Origin of the sequence: Streptomyces sp. NPDC001406 (assembly GCF_042895285.1) — a bacterium.
Taxonomy (GTDB): Bacteria; Actinomycetota; Actinomycetes; order Streptomycetales; family Streptomycetaceae; genus Streptomyces.
In genome coordinates this window covers 140,193-159,307 of sequence record NZ_JBIAWG010000018.1, presented here as the reverse complement: position 1 = coordinate 159,307, position 19,115 = coordinate 140,193, and the positions used below count along the sequence as shown (strand labels likewise).

17 protein-coding genes and 1 tRNA gene are annotated in these 19,115 nt (G+C 71.7%); 9 read left to right on the top strand and 9 right to left on the bottom strand.

What is annotated here, in order from left to right; genetic code table 11:
* Position 1: 1 nt before the first annotated feature.
* The 4 genes from mftD to mftA are packed head-to-tail and all read right to left on the bottom strand — an operon-like array spanning position 2 to position 2,799.
* The gene (gene mftD / locus ACFY1J_RS36470) at positions 2-1,174 is read right to left on the bottom strand and encodes a pre-mycofactocin synthase MftD (RefSeq protein ID WP_390732695.1); all 1,173 of its coding nucleotides are present in this window, start codon (positions 1,172-1,174) and stop codon (positions 2-4) included.
* Positions 1,171-2,400: a mycofactocin radical SAM maturase gene (gene mftC, locus ACFY1J_RS36465; RefSeq protein WP_390732694.1), complete on the bottom strand. Its 1,230-nt coding sequence runs from the start codon at positions 2,398-2,400 to the stop codon at positions 1,171-1,173. The genes mftD and mftC overlap by 4 nt, the downstream gene beginning before the upstream one ends.
* Entirely contained in the window at positions 2,397-2,681 is a 285-nt protein-coding gene (mftB, locus tag ACFY1J_RS36460) for a mycofactocin biosynthesis chaperone MftB (RefSeq protein ID WP_390708312.1), read from the bottom strand. Before mftB ends, mftC begins: the two co-directional genes overlap by 4 nt.
* A gap of 10 nt (positions 2,682-2,691) precedes the next feature.
* Positions 2,692-2,799: a mycofactocin precursor MftA gene (gene mftA, locus ACFY1J_RS36455; protein WP_363296179.1), complete on the bottom strand. Its 108-nt coding sequence runs from the start codon at positions 2,797-2,799 to the stop codon at positions 2,692-2,694.
* Positions 2,800-3,186: 387 nt separating this feature from the next.
* Between mftA and mdo the strand changes: the two genes are divergently transcribed.
* The 4 genes from mdo to mftM all read left to right on the top strand — a co-directional run bounded on the left by mdo (position 3,187) and on the right by mftM (position 8,262).
* The gene (gene mdo / locus ACFY1J_RS36450; RefSeq protein ID WP_390708313.1) at positions 3,187-4,479 is read left to right on the top strand and encodes an NDMA-dependent methanol dehydrogenase; all 1,293 of its coding nucleotides are present in this window, start codon (positions 3,187-3,189) and stop codon (positions 4,477-4,479) included.
* A gap of 110 nt (positions 4,480-4,589) precedes the next feature.
* Entirely contained in the window at positions 4,590-5,774 is a 1,185-nt protein-coding gene (locus tag ACFY1J_RS36445) for an AAA family ATPase (RefSeq protein WP_390732693.1), read from the top strand.
* Positions 5,775-5,824: 50 nt separating this feature from the next.
* A complete protein-coding gene (locus ACFY1J_RS36440; RefSeq protein ID WP_390732692.1) occupies positions 5,825-7,339 on the top strand; it encodes a VWA domain-containing protein in 1,515 nt (504 codons plus the stop codon).
* Positions 7,336-8,262: a mycofactocin oligosaccharide methyltransferase MftM gene (gene mftM / locus ACFY1J_RS36435; RefSeq protein WP_390732691.1), complete on the top strand. Its 927-nt coding sequence runs from the start codon at positions 7,336-7,338 to the stop codon at positions 8,260-8,262. The genes ACFY1J_RS36440 and mftM overlap by 4 nt, the downstream gene beginning before the upstream one ends.
* 19 nt (positions 8,263-8,281) lie before the next feature.
* Here mftM and ACFY1J_RS36430 read toward each other — a convergent pair whose 3' ends face one another.
* From ACFY1J_RS36430 to ACFY1J_RS36420, 3 genes are read right to left on the bottom strand one after another with little or no spacing between them, the layout of a single operon-like run.
* Entirely contained in the window at positions 8,282-8,947 is a 666-nt protein-coding gene (locus ACFY1J_RS36430; protein WP_390732690.1) for a response regulator, read from the bottom strand.
* Positions 8,944-10,314, bottom strand: coding sequence for a histidine kinase (locus ACFY1J_RS36425; protein WP_390708318.1), 1,371 nt, complete (start codon positions 10,312-10,314; stop codon positions 8,944-8,946). Before ACFY1J_RS36425 ends, ACFY1J_RS36430 begins: the two co-directional genes overlap by 4 nt.
* A gap of 10 nt (positions 10,315-10,324) precedes the next feature.
* Complete coding sequence (locus ACFY1J_RS36420; RefSeq protein WP_390708319.1) at positions 10,325-11,596, bottom strand: iron-containing alcohol dehydrogenase; 1,272 nt, start codon at positions 11,594-11,596, stop codon at positions 10,325-10,327.
* 225 nt (positions 11,597-11,821) lie between these two features.
* On the opposite strand from ACFY1J_RS36420, the gene ACFY1J_RS36415 reads away from it, so the two are divergent.
* The 3 genes from ACFY1J_RS36415 (at position 11,822) to ACFY1J_RS36405 (ending at position 15,127) form a co-directional block, all read left to right on the top strand.
* Positions 11,822-13,063, top strand: coding sequence for a transcriptional regulator (locus ACFY1J_RS36415; RefSeq protein WP_390732689.1), 1,242 nt, complete (start codon positions 11,822-11,824; stop codon positions 13,061-13,063).
* 126 nt (positions 13,064-13,189) lie between these two features.
* Positions 13,190-14,707 (top strand): aldehyde dehydrogenase, encoded by a 1,518-nt coding sequence (adh, locus tag ACFY1J_RS36410; RefSeq protein ID WP_390732688.1) that lies wholly within the window; start codon positions 13,190-13,192, stop codon positions 14,705-14,707.
* Positions 14,708-14,722: 15 nt separating this feature from the next.
* Entirely contained in the window at positions 14,723-15,127 is a 405-nt protein-coding gene (locus ACFY1J_RS36405; RefSeq protein ID WP_390732687.1) for a DUF779 domain-containing protein, read from the top strand.
* A gap of 154 nt (positions 15,128-15,281) precedes the next feature.
* On the opposite strand, the gene ACFY1J_RS36400 is transcribed toward ACFY1J_RS36405, so the two are convergent.
* Positions 15,282-15,354 (bottom strand) — tRNA-Ala (locus ACFY1J_RS36400).
* Between the two features lie 173 nt (positions 15,355-15,527).
* Between ACFY1J_RS36400 and ACFY1J_RS36395 the strand changes: the two genes are divergently transcribed.
* Both ACFY1J_RS36395 and ACFY1J_RS36390 read left to right on the top strand, forming a co-directional pair.
* Positions 15,528-16,076 carry a DNA-binding protein gene (locus ACFY1J_RS36395; RefSeq protein WP_263210626.1) on the top strand — a complete coding sequence of 183 codons (549 nt, stop codon included), beginning with the start codon at positions 15,528-15,530 and terminating at the stop codon, positions 16,074-16,076.
* A 153-nt stretch (positions 16,077-16,229) separates the two neighbouring features.
* The gene (locus ACFY1J_RS36390; RefSeq protein WP_390732686.1) at positions 16,230-17,729 is read left to right on the top strand and encodes a serine/threonine-protein kinase; all 1,500 of its coding nucleotides are present in this window, start codon (positions 16,230-16,232) and stop codon (positions 17,727-17,729) included.
* On the opposite strand, the gene ACFY1J_RS36385 is transcribed toward ACFY1J_RS36390, so the two are convergent.
* Positions 17,693-19,000 (bottom strand): hypothetical protein, encoded by a 1,308-nt coding sequence (locus ACFY1J_RS36385; protein WP_390732685.1) that lies wholly within the window; start codon positions 18,998-19,000, stop codon positions 17,693-17,695. The two genes, ACFY1J_RS36390 and ACFY1J_RS36385, sit on opposite strands and share 37 nt — an antisense overlap.
* Between the last annotated feature and the right edge of the window lie 115 nt (positions 19,001-19,115).

Below are 19,115 nucleotides of genomic sequence, written 5' to 3'. Positions count from 1 at the left end.
CTCAGACCGCGCCGAGGGTGCGGGTGAACCCGGGCGGGATCACCAGGTCGTCGGGGGTCAGTTCGTGGACGGACGAGCGTCCGAGGCCGAGCAGGGCGGAGTCGATGCCGCGGCTGAGGATGTCGAGGACGTTCTCCACGCCGCTCTGGCCGCCCGCCGCCAGGCCCCACAGGTAGGCGCGGCCGATCAGCACGGCCCTGGCGCCCAGTGCCAGCGCCTTGACCACGTCGCTGCCGCGCCGGACACCGCCGTCCAGCAGCAGTTCGACCTGGTGGCCGACCGCGTCCGCGACGGCGGGCAGGGCCCGGATCGGTGCCGGGGTGGCATCGAGGTTGTTGCCGCCGTGGTTGGACACGGAGATCGCGGTGACGCCCGCGTCGACGGCGCGCAGGGCGTCGTCCACCCGGCAGACGCCCTTGAGCAGGAACGGCCCGTCCCACTGCTCGCGCAGCCAGCGCACGTCGTCCCAGGAGGGCGGCGGGGTCTGCAGCCACGCGCCGTAGGCGCCGAAGAACGTGGGCGCGTCCTGGCCGGACTCGGCGAGGTTCGGGGTCGTCAGGTCCGGCAGGCTGCGGGACTTCACGAAGTCCCACAGCCAGCGCGGGCGGGCCAGCGTCTCCGGTGCGAACCGCGCCATGGCCTTGAGGTTCAGCCGCTCGGGGATCTTCGGGCTGCCCCAGTCGCGGCCGTAGGAGAAGGACCAGTCGAGGGTGGCGATGAGCCCCTTGGCACCGGCCTCGCGGGCGTACTCGATCCGGCGCGCCATCTCGTCCTTGGAGCCCATCCAGTACATCTGGAAGAAGGTCTGCGGATTGGCCGCCACGACGTCGGGCAGCGGCTTGCTGGCGAAGGAGCTGAGCCCGATCGCGGTGCCGCGCGCCGCCGCGGCGCGGGCGACGGCCACCTCTCCGTCCGGGTGTACGGCCTGCACACCGGTCGGGGAGATGATCACCGGAAGGGCGATCTGCTGTCCCATGACGGTCGTCGCCAGATCGCGCTTGGCCGACAGTCCGGCCACGTGCGGGGCGAAGCCCAGCTGGGCGAAGGCGGTGGTGTTGTCGTCGTAGGAGACGCCCTTCTCGGAACCGGCGAGCAGCGCGCTGTAGACGGACTTCGGCAGCCGCTTTCTCGCCAGCCGCTGGGCCTCGGCGACCGTCTCGATCCACTTGCTCATGACGTTCCCTTCGTGTGATGTACGGCGTCGGCGCCGGCCAGCGGGCTCTCGTCGCAGAAGCGGTCCGGCCGTCTGGTCCGGACGGCGGGCATGCCCAGGGGCACGGTGCGGTGGGAGTGGTCGTTGCCCTGGAGCGGAAGCGCGGTGCGGTCGTCGGCCGTGAGGGCGGTGGCGCCGTGGCCCTTGACGCACTCCGGGTCCGGGCCGTCCAGCGGCAGGCCCGTGAAGAACTTCGCGGCCATGCAGCCGCCCTGGCAGGCGTCGTACGCCGGACAGCCCGAGCAGGCGCCGCCAAAGGCCGGCCGGCGCAGGTCGGCGAAGAGCGCGGAGTCGCGCCACACCCGCTCGAAGCCGCCCGGCGCACGCACGTTGCCCGCCTTGAAGACGTCGTGGATGGCGAACGGGCAGGCGTACACGTCGCCCACCGGGTCGATCAGGCAGACCACACGCCCGGCTCCGCACAGGTTCAACCCGGGCAGGGGCTGCGAGCCGAGCGCGTTGAGGTGGAAGAAGGAGTCACCGGTGAGCACCTTCTCGCCGTGGCCGACGAGCCAGGCGTACAGCTCGCGCTGCTGCTCCGCGGTGGGGTGCAGCTCGTCCCAGACGTCGGCGCCCCGCCCCGACGGCCGCAGCCGGGTGATGCGCAGCTGGGCGCCGTAGCGGTCGGCCAGGGACGCCAAGTCGTCCAGCTGCGGGACGTTCTGACGGGTCATCACCACGGAGATCTTGAAGTCCCGGAAGCCGGCCGCGGCGAGGTTCTCCATCGCTCGCACGGCCATGTCGTACGAACCCCGGCCGCGCACCGCGTCGTTGATCTCGCGGGTGGCGCCGTCGAGGGAGATCTGGATGTCGACGTAGTCGGTGGCCGCGAGGCGGCGGGCCCGGTCCGGGGTCAGCCGCAGCCCGTTGGTGGAGAACTTCACCCCCACCTGGTGCGCGATCGCGTAGTCCAGCAGCTCCCAGAAGTCGGGGCGGACGGTCGGCTCGCCGCCGCCGACGTTGACGTAGAAGACCTGCATGCGCTGGAGCTCGTCGATCACGGACTTGATCTCGTCCGTGGACAGCTCCGCCGGGTCGCGCCGTCCGGAGGAGGACAGGCAGTGCACACAGGAGAGGTTGCACGCGTACGTCCACTCCCAGGTCAGGCAGATGGGGGCGTGCAGCCCGCCCTTGAACTGCTCGACGAGGGCGGGGACCGGGGCGGACGCTTCTTGGGTGACGGTCACGGCTGCGGCTCCGCTTCGGTGGGGATGATCATGTCGGCGGCGGCCAGCGAGGCCAGCGCGCGCCGGAAGGCGTCCCGGCGCCGCTCGGGCACACCGGCGAGCGCCTCCCGGACGCTGGTGTGGCGGCCCAGCCCCCGTACCAGCTCGACCAGTTCGGGCGCCTTCAGGAACGACAGCCGACGGTTGCCGAAGTGGTAGGCGAGCGCCCCGAACGGCTCGGGGCGCAGCGCGACGCAGGGGTTCAGCCGGTAGGGCCGGTCCGCGTCGAAGGGGGACGGCATGACGGCCGGCTCAGTAGACGCCGCACATGCCGTCGATGGAGACCTCCTCGACGAGGATCTCCTCGACCACGTCGTCCACGGCCGTCTCCTGCTCGGCGCGGATCTGGTCCTCGTCCATGGCAAACCTCCTGAAGCGAAAGGGGAGTCGGGAATGTGCGCCGGTGCCGTCACGCGGTGACCGGCCGTATTCGACGCTAGGCCGGTCCTCTTCGCGTCTCGCCCTGCTTTCGGCCGCCCTCACCCTGTCCGGTCGGACAGGTGTGCCCGCTGCGCCGCAGGTCAGCGGCGCTCACCCCGTCCGATCGGACAGGGCACATCCCCTTCGTCCGCGCCCGCCTGCCGTCCGAGCGGCCGGTGTCGCACCGCCGCGCGGTCCCGGAGGGTGATGCACGCCGCATTCGTTCGGCACGTCCGTGCTCCACCCGGACCTCTGCCCGCCGGCGGGCCCTGGGAGCAGTCGACGCAGCACGCGCGGCCCCACCGCGCGGAGAGGACAGTCGCGATCATGAAGGTCGAAGAACTTCTCAAGCCGTTCCCGATCAAGGAATTCCATCCCTTCCCGCGGGCGCTGATGGGCCCGGGAGCCCATGAGCTGATCGGCCCGGAGGCCAAGAAGCTCGGATTCAGGCGCACGCTGGTGATGACCACGGGCCTGCGCGGCAGCGACACCGTGCACAAGATCGTCGAGTCGCTGAAGTACCACGGCCTGGAGGTCGTGGTGTACGACAAGGTCGAGTCGAACCCCAAGGACTACAACGTCATGGACGCCGTGGCGCTGTACCAGGAGAACAAGTGCGACTCGTTCGTGTCGATCGGCGGCGGCTCGTCGCACGACGCGTGCAAGGGCGCCCGTATCTCCGTCGCCCACGACGGCCGCAACGTCAACGACTTCGAGGGCTTCAACAAGTCCGAGAACCCGAAGAACCCGCCGCACATCGCGGTCTCGACGACGGCCGGCACGGGCTCGGAGACCTCCTGGGCGTACGTCATCACCGACACCACCACCGACCCGGACAACCCGCACAAGTACGTCGCCTTCGACGACGCCTCGGTGGCCTCGCTCGCCATCGACGACCCGACCCTGTACTACGACTGCCCGCTCGACTACACCGCGCAGTGCGGCTTCGACGTCCTCGCGCACGCCTCCGAGCCGTACGTCTCCCGGCTCAACTTCCAGCCCTCGCTGGGCAACGCGCTGCACGCCATCCGGCTCACGGCCCGGCATCTGCGGCAGGCGGTGTGGAACGGCCAGGACCTGGCCGGGCGCGAGGGCATGATGTACGCGCAGTACATCGCGGCGCAGGCGTTCAACTCCGGCGGCCTGGGCATCATCCACTCCATCTCGCACGCGGTCAGCGCGTGCTACGACACCCACCACGGGCTGAACAACGCCATCGCGCTGCCCCGCGTGTGGGCGTTCAACATGCCGGCGCAGTACGAGCGGTTCGCGGACATCGCCGAGGCGATGGGCGTGGACACCCACGGCATGACCAAGGTCCAGGCCGCCGATGCCGCGCTCGCCGCGGGCATCCGGCTGCTGCGCGACGTCGGCATCCCGGAGAAGTTCACGGACGTCCAGCAGGACACCTACTCCAAGAACCGGCTGGGCCAGGGCCCGACGAAGTACTACGAGCAGGCCCAGGTGATCAAGGGCGACGCCGCCGACGTCGACCGCATCACGAACCACGTCCTCGGCGACGCCTGCACCCCGGGCAACGCCAAGGAGTGCACGTTCGACACCGTCCGGCCGGTCGTCGACCACTGCATGAACGGCGACCTGGACGACCTCCTGGGCTGAAAACCCGCTTCCACCGAGCCCTCTTCCGGACCGGGGCGGGGCACGGACCACCCTCGCCGTCCCCCGCCCCGTCGCCCCTCCCCGGCCGAACAGCACCTCATGGAGGACCCGTGCCCGCCACACCCGCCCGCCCCGCCGAGTTCGCCTCGGTCGAGGACATCACCGAACGCTTCGCCGCGCAGGGCTACATCGCCGACCGCCGGCTCGCCACGACCGTGTTCCTGCTGACCAGACTCGACAAGCCGGTGCTCCTGGAGGGCCCGGCCGGCGTCGGCAAGACCGAGCTGGCCAAGGCGCTGGCCGCCGCCACCGGCCGCCGGCTGCTGCGTCTGCAGTGCTACGAGGGCCAGGACGAGAGCCGCGCCCTGTACGAGTGGGACTACGGCAAGCAGCTGCTGTACACCCAGATGCTCCGGGACAAGATCGGCGACCTGACCGCCGACGCGCCCGATCTGGCCTCGGCCGTCCGGCGGATCGAGGAACAGGACAGCGTGTTCTTCTCCGACCGGTTCCTCGCCCCGCGCCCCCTGCTGGAGGCGGTCCGCGGCGAGGAGCCGGCGGTGCTGCTGATCGACGAGGTCGACCGGGCCGACGAGGCGCTGGAGGCCGTACTGCTGGAGTGCCTGGCCGAGTACCAGGTGTCCGTCCCCGAGATCGGCACGTACACCGCGAAGGTCCCGCCGTACGTCGTCCTGACCTCGAACAACACCCGCGATCTGTCGGCCGCGCTCAAGCGGCGCTGTCTGCACCTCTTCCTCGACTACCCGGACGCCGAGCGGGAGCTGGAGATCCTGCGCGCCAAGGACACCGGGCTGTCCGAGGCCACCGCCCGTCATCTGGTCGAGGTGGTACGGGGCCTGCGCGAGCTGCAGCTGCGCAAGAACCCCAGCATCTCCGAGACGGTCGACTGGGCCCGCACCCTCGCCGTGCTGGGCGTCGAGGAGCTGGATCCCGAGGTGCTCGCCGACACCGCCAACGTGGTCCTCAAGTACGAACGCGACCTCGGCCGCGCCCTGGACGTCCTGCCCCGCCTCGTCGACCCCAACCGCACCCTGCCCGAGCCGGGCCACCAGCACGACGGGCACGGCCACCATCATCACCACGGGCACCACCACGACCATGACCACGATCACGAGGTGGACGGGCGGGCGATCCGGGCGGCCATGGACCAGCAGGGCCGCCACGACGACGGCTACTACGGCGCACCCGGCCCCGGCCCGACGCGCCGCACCGCACCCGGCGCCGGCCAGGGCGCCCGCGCCTTCGCCGCCATCGCCCGCCGCCGCGCGGTCTGACCCGCCACGACAGGACCAACAGGACACGGGAGGCCGCAATGGAAGCCGGGGTGCACCGATTCGTCCGCGTTCTACGGCTGTTCGGGCTGCGCGTGTCCGTGTCGGAGGCCATGGACGCCATGCGCGCCGCCGCCCAGCCGGGCGTGCTGGGCGGGCGCGGGACACTGCGCGAGGCCCTGCGCCTGACGCTGGTGAAGGACCGCCGCGACGACGAGCTGTTCGACGAGCTGTTCGCCGCGTTCTTCTCGCTCCGCCCGGTCCACCAGGACTCCGACGGGCACGGTCACAGCCATGAGCACGACGACCTGACCGACACCGGCGAACTGGAGTCGTACACCGTCTCCGACGAGCCGTCCGAAACCCCGCAGCAGGGCCACAGCCACGGCAAGCCGGCCGACATCCGCGACTACTTCGACCAGCAGGACCTGGCCCAGCGGTACAACCTGCACCAGGAGGCCAACAAGCTCGACCTGGCCTCGATGACCGACGAGATCGTGCTGTCCAAGGACGGCGCCGCCGACCGCACGCGCGGCCCCGCCGTCCAGCTGGAGACCGAGCGGCTGCACGGCGCCGGCATCCCCGGGCAGCTCGCGGCGGCGGCCGGACATCCGATCGACACGACACTGACCGTGGCCCAGCAGGACGCCCTGCTCGGCCGGCTCGCCGACGACGCCTCCGACGACCCCGGAGCCGGAGCGCTTCGACGAGGGCCGGCAGGCGTCATCGACAACCTGCCCGAACTGCTGGGGCGCCACCTGGACCGCCTCGCCGAACTCCAGTCGGTGGCCGTGGAGTCGGCTCGGCTCGCCGGGCATGCCCGCGCGGAAACCGTCGACGAGCACGAACGCGCCCAGCTGGAGGAGGCGTTGCGCCGCATCGGCCGCTCCCTGCACGGCGCCCTGACCAGCCGGAAGCGCACCACGCCACGCGGGCGCGTGCATCCGGGCCGCACCATGCGCCGCAACATGCGCTACGACGGAGTGCCGTTCCGCCCGGTCACCGTCACCCGCGCCGAGGACCGCCCCCGCCTGGTGATCCTCACCGACGTCTCCCTGTCCGTGCGGGCCACCGCCCGTTTCACCCTGCACCTGGTGCACGGGCTGCAGTCCCTCTTCGGACAGGTCCGCTCCTTCGCCTTCGTGGACGAACCGACCGAGATCACCGAGCTGTTCACCGAGCACCCCCTGGAGCGGGCACTGGGCCTGGTCTTCGACGGCCTCCCGGCCGGCGGCCTGCTCGACGTGGACGCGAACTCCGACTACGGCCGGACGTTCGAGCTGCTGCTCGCCGAACACGCCCCCGCCCTGAACCGCCGTACCACCCTGCTGGTCCTGGGCGACGGACGCGGCAACGGCAACCCCCCTGGGCTGCCCGCCTTCGAGGAGATCACCCGCAGGGTGCGCGAGACGATCTGGCTGACCCCGGAACCCCGGTTCTCCTGGGGCCTCGGCTCCTGCGACCTGCCTCGCTACGCCGAGTACTGCGACCGCGTCCAGGTGGTCTCCGACCTCACCGGTCTCGAACGCACCGCCCACCGCATGGCCACGGAGGTGACCGGACGATGAGCGTGCCCAGCCTGCGCAGCGCGATCACCGCGCGCCGCATCGACCCCTTGGCTCCCTGCCCGTCCGGCGCGTACGCCGACCACCTGGTCCGGGTGATCCGCGACAGCCCTCGCCTCGACGACGCCACCCCCCGGCCCATCGTCCGTACCGAGCACTTCAGCCTGCGCCGCCGGGGCCGCCGGGTCGAGCTGGGTCACTCGCTGCGCCCCGGGCAACTGGACAACGATCTGGCCGGCCTGCTCGCCGAGGAGCTGTTCGCCCCCGGCTGGCTGTCCGGCAGCGACATCTTCGAGCGGGTCTTCACCGGGGTGGTGCGCTCCTGCGTGGACGGGGCGCTGCCCGCCTGGACCACGTTCTACGACAACACACTGGCCCGCATCCGGGAGTACTGGCGGGCGCCGAAGCCGGCCGGTCACTCGTCGATCGCCGGGTTCGCCCCCGTCTACCGCCGCACCCTGGACCTGGTGGCCCCGGGCACGGTGCTGGACATGGGCGCCTGCTTCGGCTTCCTGCCCCTGCTGCTCGCCGAGCGAGAGGGGTACGCGGTGATCGCCTCGGATCTCTCACGCGGCACCATGCGCCTGCTGGCCGCCGTGGCGGGGGCACGCGGCCTCGCGCTGGACACCCTGGCCTGCGACGCGGCACAGGTCCCCCGGCCGGACCGCTCGGTGGACACCGTCACGGTCATCCACGTCCTGGAGCACCTCGATCCCGGGCACGGCGACACCGTCGTACGGGAGGCACTGCGGCTGGCCCGGCAACGGGTGGTGGTGGCCGTGCCGTACGAGGACGAACCCACCGCCGCCTACGGGCACGTGCGGTGTTTCGACCCGGCCGGGCTCACCGCCCTGGGCCGCCGCACCGGCCACCGCTTCTGCGTCACCTCGCACCACGGCGGCTGGCTGGTCCTCGACGCGAGCTGACCCCGCTCCCTTTCCGTTCTCAGATCACGCCCAGCTTGCTGGCCTCGTACACGACTTCGGCCCGGCTTCCGGCCTCCGTCTTCCGCATGATGTTGCGGACGTGGAACTTCACCGTGGTCTCCGAGATGTACAGCTCGGCGCCGATCTCCCGGTTGCTCAGCCCGCGGGCGAGCAGCCGGAGCACCTTGAGCTCGCGGTCGGTGAACTTCGGCCGGTCGGGCTGCACGCGCATCGACCGCACCATCGCCGCGGCGGCGTGCGAGTCGAAGGCGCTCTCGTTGCGGGCGACCGCGCGGATGGAGCGCAGCAGCTCGGTGGTGTCGACGTCCTTGACGACGTAACCGCGCGCACCGTGCTGGATCGCCTGCACCACCAGGGAGTCGTCGAGGAAGGTGGTGAGCACCAGCACCGCCAGATCCGGGTACCGCTGGGTCAGCCGGGCGCACAGGTCCAGGCCCTCGGTGTCGGCCGCGGTGGACAGCTTCAGGTCGAGCAGCACGATCGACGGGCCGGTCCGCTCCACGACGGCGGCGGCCTCGGCGGCCGTGCTCGCCTCGCCCACCACCTCCAGGTCGCTCTCGCGTTCCAGGATCGACCTGAGGCCGTGCCGGACGATCGCATGGTCGTCGACCAGGACGATCCGCTGGGCCTGCGCGGGCGCCGCGGCCGACTGCTGAGTGGTCATCGCCTGCCTCCTGAACAGTGCTTCACCGGCAGCGGGATGCCGACCCGCAGCAGGACGCCGCCCATGCCCGACCGGCGGATGGACAGCCGGCCGCCGAACTCCTCCGCCCGGGTGACCATGTTGGCGAGGCCGCGGTGCCGGCCGCCCAGATCGGTGGCCGTGGACAGCCGCAGCGCGCGGCGCAGCTGGGCCGGATCGCCGCAGCCGTCGTCGGACACCGTCAGCACGACGGCCTCGGGCAGATACCGCAGCCGGACCAGTGCCCGGCCCGCCTTGCCGTGCGTGGCGGAGTTGAACAGGGCCTCGCCGGCCAGCCGGAGGATCGACTGGTCGGCCTCGGGCGGCAGCGGCACCGGGCTGCCCGTGACCTGTACCCGTACGTCGAGGTCCGTGGTCAGGTGCACCGTGGACAGCCGCTCCAGCATCACCGGCAGCGGCCCCGCGGGCTCCTGCGAGGTGTGCTGGAGGGCGTAGATCGCGGCCCGCAGCCGCTCCACGGCCTGCCGGTTGAGGTCCTTGGCGCCGGCCAGCCGTTCGGCGATGTCCGCGGCCGGCCCGCCGAGCGCCTCCAGCTCCGCCCGGCACACCTCGACGGTCATGCCCGCGCTGAGCACGTACTGGGAGACGCTGTCGTGCAGTTCGCGCGCGATACGGCGCCGTTCGTCGTCCAGTGCCTGCCGCTGCAGCGCCTCCAGCAGCCGTGCCTGTGTCTCGGCCAGCTCGGCGCTGCGCGCGGCCAGGTCGCGGGCCTGCCGCTCGGCCGCCTCGGACAGTTCCTCGGCCCGGCCGCGCAGGGTGGTCGCCGCGTGGAAGAGGAAGGTGTGGTGCAGTGCCACGGCGGCCTGGTTGGCCAGGACCCGCAGGATCGCCAGGTCGGTGTCGGCGACCTCGACACCGGGGCCGGGCGCCGCCGCGATCCCGCCGACCGGCTCGTCGTCGAGGGTCATCGGCGCGCGCACCCAGTCCCGGCCCCGGTCCGGCGTGCCGGCCTCCCAGGGGTGGCTGCGCAGCAGCGCCAGATGCTCCCGCACCTCGGCGGGCACCCTGCTCTCGTCGTCGATCAGCAAGTCGTCGGCATAGAGCAGGAAGCGCGGCCGGGCCGCGCGCAGCGCTCCGTCCGCCACGGCCAGCAGCAGCCAGCGGGCCTGCAGATGCTCGGCCGCCGTCCGGACGACCGCCTCGACCAGGGCACGCGGGCCCTCGGCGGTGCGCACCAGGGCGCGGGAGATCCCGTCGAGTGCCTCCACCGTCCGCTCCAGCCGCTCGGCGGAGCGCACGTACGCCGGGTAGTACGACCGCTTGCCGGACCGCAGCCCGGTGAGGACGCCCAGGTCGGCGGTCTGGGGGGACCGTTCTGGCACGCTCACCGGAATCGCCTCACAGGGCTTCGCGGAACAGTCGCTCGACGTCCCGCACGTCGACGTCCCGGGGGTTGGTGGCCATGCAGGCGTCCCTCAGTGTGGTGCGGGCCAGCACGGGCACGTCGGCTTCCGCGACCCCCAGGCTCGTCAGGCTCTTCGGGACGCCGAGGTCGTCCGCGAGCGCGCGCACCAGGTCCGCGAGCCGCTCGGCCACCTCGTGCGGCGGAACGCCGTCGGTCGGCAGGCCGGCCGCCGCGCCGAGCGCGACGAACCGCTCCGGCCACGCCGCGGCGTTGAACCGGATGACATGCGGCAGCAGGACACCGTTGACCACGCCGTGCGGCGCGTCCAGCAGTCCGCCGACCTGGTGGCTCATGGCGTGCGTCGCTCCGAGGATCGCGTTGGTGAAGGCCATGCCCGCCTCCAGGGCGGCCTGGGCCATGGCGAGCCGGGCGCCGAAGTTCTTCGGCTGCACCTGGGTCCGTATCAGGTTGCCGGTGATCAGTTCCACCGCATGCAGCGCGTGGATGTCGGTCAGCGGGTTGTGGGCCCGGGACACGAACGCCTCGACGGCGTGGGTCAGGGCGTCCAGCCCGGTCGCGGCGTTCAGCCAGTCCGGCATGGTGGTCAGCAGGCGCGGGTCGATCACCGAGATGTCCGGGACCAGCGTGCGGCTGACGATGCTGATCTTGATGTGCTGGGTGGTGTCGGTGATGATGGTGAACTGCGAGACGTCCGCCCCGGTGCCCGACGTGGACGGCACCATCACGGTGGGCGGGATGGGCTGCACGACCTGGTCCACACCCTCGTAGTCGAGAATGTGTCCGCCGTTGCCGGACAGGATCGCCACGCCCTTGGCGGCGTCGATGACCGAGCCGCCGCCCACCCCGACGATCACGTCGCAGCCGCTCTGCGCGTACCTCTCGAAGGCGGCCTGGACCTCGTGGTCCTTGGGATTGGGGGTGACGTCGTGCCATACGACGGGACGCAGGCCGACCCGCCTGAGATGGCCGACCGCCTCGTCCGTCCAGCCCGCCTCCAGCAGTCCGGGGTCGGTGACCAGGAACGGGCGACGGCCGCCGAGGCGCAGCGCGCAGTGCCCCAGCTCGGTCAGCGAACCGGGCCCGAACACGACCTCGGGCACGTGGAACTTGGTCAGCCGGGCCGACCTGCGGACGGCGTCACTGCTCGTCTCCTGCGGCCCCAGCAGCTCGCAGTACTCGTCACGACTCCAGTCGGCGCTCGGATCGCTGCCACCGGTCGTCACGGCGCCGGACATGAGCGTCATGCGACCTCCCATGGGCGCGAGGCCCGCAACGCGGACGCAACCTTGATTTTACCGCCCGATTGGCCGATAAAACTTTGTACAGACCGAAGACCACGCTAGGCATGCCGGTCCGGGTGGGGCACCTGTCCGATCGGACGGGGAAAACGGCCCGACAGGTCAGGTGTGCCGGTGAAGTTCCCGCGGACAATAGCCGAATGTCCCCGTTCGACGGCAGGGGAAATGCAGATGTCACAGCGCAGTGACCTCCAGCGCCGCAAGGCCACGCTGGAGGGCGAGTGGTTCCGCCTGGTGCCGCGGCTGAAGACCACCGGGCCGGCGGCGGGCGGTGGCGCCGACGCGTTGCGCCACGAGGTGACCGAGTCCTGGGCGCGCTCGCTCAGCAGTGTGGACCCCGGCCGGGACAGCGCCCCGGTCACCGACGGCGGCACGGTGCACCACCGCTGGACCGACTCGCCGCTGCGCCGGCCGGTCGACGACCTCGCCGACGAGCTGCGCGGCATCGCCGACGACGCCGGATTCGTCACCGCGGTCACCGACGAGTCCGGGACCATCCTGTGGACCTGCGGCGGCCGGACCATGACCCGCCGGGCCGAGCGCGTCAACTTCGCGCCCGGCGGACGGTGGGACGAGCAGGCCATGGGCACCAACGCGCTCTCCCTCGCCCTGCGCACCGGCCGCCCCAGCTCCGTCTTCTCCGCCGAGCACCTGGTGACGGCACTGCACGGGTGGGTCTGCTACTGCGCCCCCGTCCACGGCCCGGACGGCCGCGTCCTGGGCGTCCTGGACATGTCCACCACCTGGGACCGGTCGAACCCGCTGGCCATGTCCACGGTGCGCTCGCTGGTGTCCGTCATCGAGGCACGGCTGCGCACCGAGCTGCCCCGCTTGACCCGCGACAACCCGGGCCAGGTGCGCCTGACCTGCCTGGGGACCGACCAGGCCGTCCGCGAGGAGCGGCCCCTTGCGCTGCGCCCCCGGCAGCTGGAGATCCTGACCCTGCTCGCCCTCGAACCGGACGGCTTCTCACCGGAGCGGCTGCGCGAGGCCCTGTACGGCGACCGGCCCGTCACGGCTTCCACGTTCAAGGCGGAGATCTCCCACCTGCGCCGGGCCCTCTCGGGCGGCATCGCCACCCGCCGCTACGCCCTGACCACCCCCGTGTCCTGCGACGCCGTGGACGTGCTGCGCGCCCTGGAGAACGGTGACGCGGAGACCGCCCTGCGCCTGTACCGCGGCCCGCTGCTGCCCCGCTCGGCGGCGCCGGGCATCGAGCAGTGGCGTGCGTACCTGGAGGTGGCCGTCCGCGAGGCCGTACTGGCGAGCACCCGCCCGGAGCACGCCCTGCGCTACGGCGAGCGCGCCCCGTACGACGCGGAGGTGCACGAGCACGCGCTGCGCCTGCTCGACCAGGGCGACGCGCGCCGCGCGGTCGCGGCGGGACGGCTGAGCACGGCGCTGCGCGACTGACACCCGCCGCCTGGCTCCTGGCGTCCGGTACGCCAACCTCGCGCCAACCTCCGGGGCTCACAGTGAGCGGCGGCACGGCGGCACGGGCCGTCGTACAGCCCTCACCATCCCCCGAGGAGAGCCGCCATGGTGTACGCGCAGCCAGGAACAGAAGGCAGCATCGTCGACTTCGCCCGCCGCTACGACAACTTCATCGGCGGTGACTGGGTCGCCCCCGTCGAGGGCCGCTACTTCGACAACCTCTCGCCGGTGGACGGCAAGGTCTTCTGCGAGGTCGCCCGCTCCTCCGCCGCCGACGTCGAGCTCGCGCTGGACGCCGCCCACGCCGCCGCCGACCGCTGGGGCCGGACCTCCACCGCCGAGCGGGCGAACCTCCTCAACAGGATCGCGGACCGCATCGAGGAGAGCCTGGAGAAGATCGCCGTCGCCGAGACCTGGGAGAACGGCAAGCCCGTCCGGGAGACCCTGAACGTCGACATCCCGCTCGCCGTCGACCACTTCCGCTACTTCGCGGGCGTGGTCCGCAGCCAGGAGGGCACCGTCGGCGAGATCGACGAGGACACCGTCGCCTACCACTTCCACGAGCCGCTGGGCGTGGTCGGCCAGATCATCCCGTGGAACTTCCCGATCCTGATGGCCGCGTGGAAGCTCGCCCCGGCCCTGGCGGCGGGCAACTGCGTGGTCATCAAGCCCGCCGAGCAGACCCCGGTCAGCCTGCTGAAGGTCATCGAGCTGATCGCCGACCTGCTTCCGCCGGGCGTGCTCAACGTGGTCAACGGCTTCGGCGTCGAGGCCGGCAAGCCGCTCGCCTCCAGTCCGCGCATCGCCAAGATCGCCTTCACCGGCGAGACCACGACCGGCCGGCTGATCATGCAGTACGCGTCCGAGAACATCATCCCGGTCACCCTGGAGCTGGGGGGCAAGAGCCCGAACATCTTCCTGTCCGACGTCATGGCCGCCGACGACGCCTATCTGGACAAGGCCGTCGAGGGCTTCGTGATGTTCGCGGTCAACCAGGGCGAGGTGTGCACCTGCCCCTCCCGGGCCCTGATCGCCTCCTCCATCTACGACGAGTTCATGGCCCGCGTCCTGGAGCGCACCAAGGCCATCAAGGGCGGCAGCCCGCTCGACCCCGAGACGATGATCGGCGCGCAGGCCAGCAACGACCAGTTCGAGAAGATCCTCTCCTACATCGACATCGGCAAGCAGGAGGGCGCCGAACTCCTCACCGGCGGCAGGGCCCGCACCGTCGACGGCCTGGAAGGCGGCTACTACATCGAGCCGACCGTCTTCAAGGGCACCAACGACATGCGGATCTTCCAGGAGGAGATCTTCGGCCCGGTCGTCTCGGTCACCACCTTCGACTCCCCCGAAGAGGCCCTCAAGATCGCCAACGACACCCTCTACGGCCTCGGCGCCGGCGTCTGGTCCCGCAACGGCAACCTCGCCTACCGCCTGGGCCGCGAGATCAAGGCCGGCCGCGTGTGGACCAACTGCTACCACGCCTACCCGGCCCACGCGGCCTTCGGTGGCTACAAGGGTTCCGGCATCGGCCGCGAGACCCACAAGATGATGCTCGACCACTACCAGCAGACCAAGAACCTCCTGGTCAGCTACTCGGAGCAGAAGCTCGGCTTCTTCTAGGCCGGGGGTTTCACGATGAGCGAGCGGGCGACGCGAGTCGAACTGACCGCCGCCGCCGAGGACTTGGTACGGCAGCTGACGGCACGTCACGGCCCGCTGATGTTCCACCAGTCCGGCGGCTGCTGCGACGGCAGCGCGCCGATGTGCTACCCGCGCGGCGAGTTCCGGGTCGGCGCCGCGGACGTCCTGCTGGGCCGGGTCGCCGGGGACACCCCGTTCTGGATGAGCGCCGGCCAGTACGCGTACTGGCGGCACACCCGCCTCACCGTCGACGTGGTCCCCGGCCGGGGCAGCGGCTTCTCCCTCGAAGCCCCCGAGGGCGTGCGCTTCCTGCTCCGGTCCCGGGTCCTCACCGACGAGGAGTGGCGGCGCGTCGCGGCCGAACCGCCCCTGCCGACCGGGGCGGACCCGACGGGGTGACCCGGCGGGCCGGCGCGGGCGGTGGTGACAGCGGGGCCGGACACCTGGTGTCCGGCCCCGCACCCATACCGGCCGAGACGTCCGCCAGCACGGAAAACCGGGACAAAAAGACCCCTCCAACAGCGTTCCCGCTGGTCGGAGGGGTCTGAAGAAGTGGAGCCTAGGGGAGTCGAACCCCTGACATCTGCCATGCAAAGACAGCGCTCTACCAACTGAGCTAAGGCCCCGTGCAAAAAGCAGCCGCCGGATCACTCCGGTGGGCGCCGCAGACCAGAGTACCGGGTCACCCCCGGTATCTCGCAAAAAACTTGGGGGTCCCCGTGGACGACCACTCTCCGTAGGATGCTCGTCGTGGTTCGCTACAGCGAACCACGTTCTGGGGAAGCGATGGGGAGACGCAATGGACGCCGCACAGCAGGAAGCCACCGCAAGAGCGCGGGAGCTGCAGCGGAACTGGTACGGGGAGCCGTTGGGGGCGCTCTTCCGTAAGCTCATCGACGATCTTGGCCTCAACCAGGCTCGTCTCGCGGCGGTGCTGGGACTCTCCGCGCCGATGCTGTCACAGCTGATGAGCGGCCAGCGCGCGAAGATCGGCAATCCCGCGGTGGTCCAGCGGGTGCAGCTGCTGCAGGACCTGGCGGCGCAGGTCGCGGACGGCAGCGTGAGCGCGGCCGAGGCGACGGACCGCATGGACGAGATCAAGAAGTCGCAGGGGGGCTCCGTGCTCAGCAACACCTCGCAGCCGACGACCAGTTCGGGTGCGCCCACGGTCAAGCGGGTGGTGCGGGAGATCCAGTCACTGCTGCGTTCGGTGGCCGCCGCGGGGGACATCATCGAGGCCGCCGACACCCTCGCCCCGACCCACCCGGAACTGGCAGAGTTTCTCCGGGTGTACGGCGCGGGCCGCACCTCCGACGCGGTCGCGCACTACCAGTCCCACCAGAGCTGATCCCACGGCCCGGTCCACCGGAGGGGGTCCGGCGGATCGGGGTCGGGGAACGGCTCGGGGCACGGAGGGGTCGTATCACTCATCACGGGGGAAGCACGAGGGAAGTACGGGGGAAGCAGGGGGCAACCGCAGGGGGAGGAGCGACGAGCAGCCATGGGTGAGGTCTTCGCCGGCCGGTACGAACTGGTCGACCCGATCGGCCGCGGAGGAGTCGGCGCCGTGTGGCGCGCCTGGGACCACCGCCGCCGACGCTATGTGGCCGCCAAGGTGCTGCAGCAGCGCGACGCCCACTCGCTCCTGCGCTTCGTGCGGGAGCAGGCCCTGCGGATCGACCATCCGCATGTGCTCGCACCGGCCAGCTGGGCCGCCGACGACGACCAGGTCCTGTTCACCATGGACCTGGTCGCCGGAGGTTCGCTGGTCCATCTGGTCGGGGACTACGGCCCGCTGCCGCCGGTGTTCGTCTGCACGCTGCTCGACCAGCTCCTGTCCGGGCTCGCCGCGGTCCACGGGGAAGGGGTGGTGCACCGTGACATCAAGCCCGCCAACATCCTGCTCGAAGCGACCGGCACCGGACGCCCGCGACTGCGGCTGTCCGACTTCGGGATCGCGATGCGGCTGGGCGAACCCCGTCTGACGGAGACCAACCTCGTGGTGGGGACGCCCGGCTACCTCGCGCCCGAGCAGATGATGGGCGCGGAACCGGACTTCCCGTCCGACCTGTTCGCGGTGGGCCTGGTCGCGCTGTATCTGCTGGAGGGTGCCAAGCCTGACGCCAAGGCACTCGTCCAGTACTTCGCCGAGCACGGCACACCGGGTGCGCCCAAGGGCATCCCGGATCCGCTCTGGCAGGTCGTGGCCACGCTGATCCAGCCCGATCCACAGGCCCGCTTCCGTACGGCGACGGGGGCGCGCAAGGCCCTCGCCTCAGCCAGGGAGCTGCTGCCCGAGCCGGGCCCCGACGACGAGTGGATCGAGATCTTCGACCAACTCGGGCCGCTCCCACCGGGCTTCGCACTCGACGGGCCCCTGGAGCGGGCTCCGGGTGTGGACGGAGGTGTGGACACGGGCGCTCAGGCCGTCGGAGCGGGGGACACGGGCTCCCGGCCGTCGAATCCGGCCGCCGGCGCGGCCACGCCCGCCGCCGACGCCGCCGACACTGCCGGCACCGGCAATACCGCCGTACCCGCCGATCCGCGCCGGGCGACCGGCTCGCAGCCCTCCGCCATGTCGGACACCGGCAGCTTCCATCTGCCGCCGCCGCATACGGCCCAGCCGGAGGAGCCGCCGGAAACGCCCGCCCAGCCGACGTACACCGCGCACACTCCCCAGGGGTTCCAGCCTCAACAGCAGCCGTACCAGCAGCCGCTCCCGCCGTTCCAGCCGTTCCAGCCGCATCAGCCGTGGAACCCCACCCAGGTCCTGACACCGGTGACGCAGCAGCGGGTCGACGCCTCCACCGCTTCGTACACCGCCCAGGAGCCGCAGTTCCCGCCGCCCGCGCCGCCCGCGCCGGGGGCTCGGCCACAGCGCTCCAGACGCCGGGCGCGCCGCGCCCGCCGCCCCGGTCCCCCGGCGAAGGCGGCGGTCCCGATCCTGCTGCTCGCGCTGGCCTGTTACGCCGTGGGCTTCTGGGCGCTGACCCGGATCTGAGCCCCCGCCCGCCGCCGGGCCACCACCGTCCACACCCCGAGCAGGATCAGCAGCGCGGTGCCCGTGCCGAGGCCGGCGACCGCAACCGCCCTCATCGCCGGGTCACCACCGCCGGATTCCCCCGCGGCCCCGGCCGCCGCCGCCCGGCGGTCCTGCCGGGTGACTTCGAAGAGCTTGTGCTGCGCGGGCGGGCCCGCGTATCCCGGTCCAAAGTGCGCGGTGCCGCTGACGCGCACGCGCAGCGTCAGCCCGTAGGGTCCCTTGCCGAACGTGTCGGCCGTCTTGGCGCTGAGATGGACGACGAGGTAGTAGAAGCCGGCGAAGCGCATGCCGCGCACGTCTTCGGCGACGGCGTACCGGTTGCGGTACTCGACGGGGGGCAGAGGGGAGATGGTGGCCGTCGTCTGGCTTCCGGTGTAACCACGGGCCACGTCGTCGACGCGGCCGCGGACGGGGTTGTGCACCGCGAGGTCGAGGGCGCCGTTGACATAGCCGCCGTCGCTGCTCGAACTGCCCAGTTCGGCGGTGGCGTAGAGCTGCTGGCCCCAGTCGACCGGCACCTTGTAGAAGAGGGTCTGTCCCGGCTCGATGCCGGTCTGCCACACGCCCTGTTCCAGACCCCGTGCCGTGGCGAAGCCCGCTCCGCCGGCGCGGCTCCTGGGCTCGCCGGCGAGGGCCTCGGGGGAGGCGGAGTTCCAGACCTCGGGCGCTGTCGTGGCCCCGGCCTGCTTCAGACGGGGTTCCGTGACGGGAGCGAGTTCCAGGTCCCAGACTCCGGGCGAGACGGTGTTCCCGGATCCGGTGGCGTCGAGCCGCTCGACGAGCAGGTAGTAGGTGCCGGGCCCCTGGCAGAGCGTCTTGCCGCTCTCGCGCACCCCGAGCGCCGTGACGGGACGCGGGCTCAGTCCGCCGCCGAAGCGGGCGGACGCATAGGAGCAGGGGGTTCCGTCGGCGTCCTGCAGCGACACCCTGATGCCGTCGGAGGCGGTGACGGTGGCGTTCGCGGGGGGTACGAGGGTGACGGGGACGTACGCGGTCGTCGTGGAGTCGAGTTCGAGGCGGTAGGAGAGCTTGGCGCCGTGGGCGATGGAGCTGCGGTACGTCCGGCCCGGCTCCAGCGCTACGGCGCCCGTGGTGCTTTTCGCTCCGGCGACGCCACGGTCGCCCGGGGCGAAGTCATAGGCGCTGCCGCCCGGACCGGCCGCCACGGCGCTCCCGCTCGGCAGCAGCCCCGCCGCGCACAGCACCGCGCCCGCGACGACGGCTCGCACAGCGGCAGCGCGCGGACCACGTGGACGACGTGGATGACGTGGATGACGTGGATGACGTGGACGACGAAGGCTCCGGTGTCCTCCCGTCCACCGCCACGCCGTACGCCGCAACATC

What these genes read in the sequence shown, in the direction of transcription:
- mftD (WP_390732695.1), bottom strand. Translation starts at nt 1,174, where the DNA reads ATGAGCAAGTGGATCGAGACGGTCGCCGAGGCCCAGCGGCTGGCGAGA.
- mftB (WP_390708312.1), bottom strand. Translation starts at nt 2,681, where the DNA reads ATGCCGTCCCCCTTCGACGCGGACCGGCCCTACCGGCTGAACCCCTGC.
- mftA (WP_363296179.1), bottom strand. Translation starts at nt 2,799, where the DNA reads ATGGACGAGGACCAGATCCGCGCCGAGCAGGAGACGGCCGTGGACGAC.
- mdo (WP_390708313.1), top strand. Translation starts at nt 3,187, where the DNA reads ATGAAGGTCGAAGAACTTCTCAAGCCGTTCCCGATCAAGGAATTCCAT.
- mftM (WP_390732691.1), top strand. Translation starts at nt 7,336, where the DNA reads ATGAGCGTGCCCAGCCTGCGCAGCGCGATCACCGCGCGCCGCATCGAC.
- ACFY1J_RS36430 (WP_390732690.1), bottom strand. Translation starts at nt 8,947, where the DNA reads ATGACCACTCAGCAGTCGGCCGCGGCGCCCGCGCAGGCCCAGCGGATC.
- ACFY1J_RS36420 (WP_390708319.1), bottom strand. Translation starts at nt 11,596, where the DNA reads ATGACGCTCATGTCCGGCGCCGTGACGACCGGTGGCAGCGATCCGAGC.
- ACFY1J_RS36415 (WP_390732689.1), top strand. Translation starts at nt 11,822, where the DNA reads ATGTCACAGCGCAGTGACCTCCAGCGCCGCAAGGCCACGCTGGAGGGC.
- adh (WP_390732688.1), top strand. Translation starts at nt 13,190, where the DNA reads ATGGTGTACGCGCAGCCAGGAACAGAAGGCAGCATCGTCGACTTCGCC.
- ACFY1J_RS36405 (WP_390732687.1), top strand. Translation starts at nt 14,723, where the DNA reads ATGAGCGAGCGGGCGACGCGAGTCGAACTGACCGCCGCCGCCGAGGAC.
- ACFY1J_RS36395 (WP_263210626.1), top strand. Translation starts at nt 15,528, where the DNA reads ATGGACGCCGCACAGCAGGAAGCCACCGCAAGAGCGCGGGAGCTGCAG.
- ACFY1J_RS36390 (WP_390732686.1), top strand. Translation starts at nt 16,230, where the DNA reads ATGGGTGAGGTCTTCGCCGGCCGGTACGAACTGGTCGACCCGATCGGC.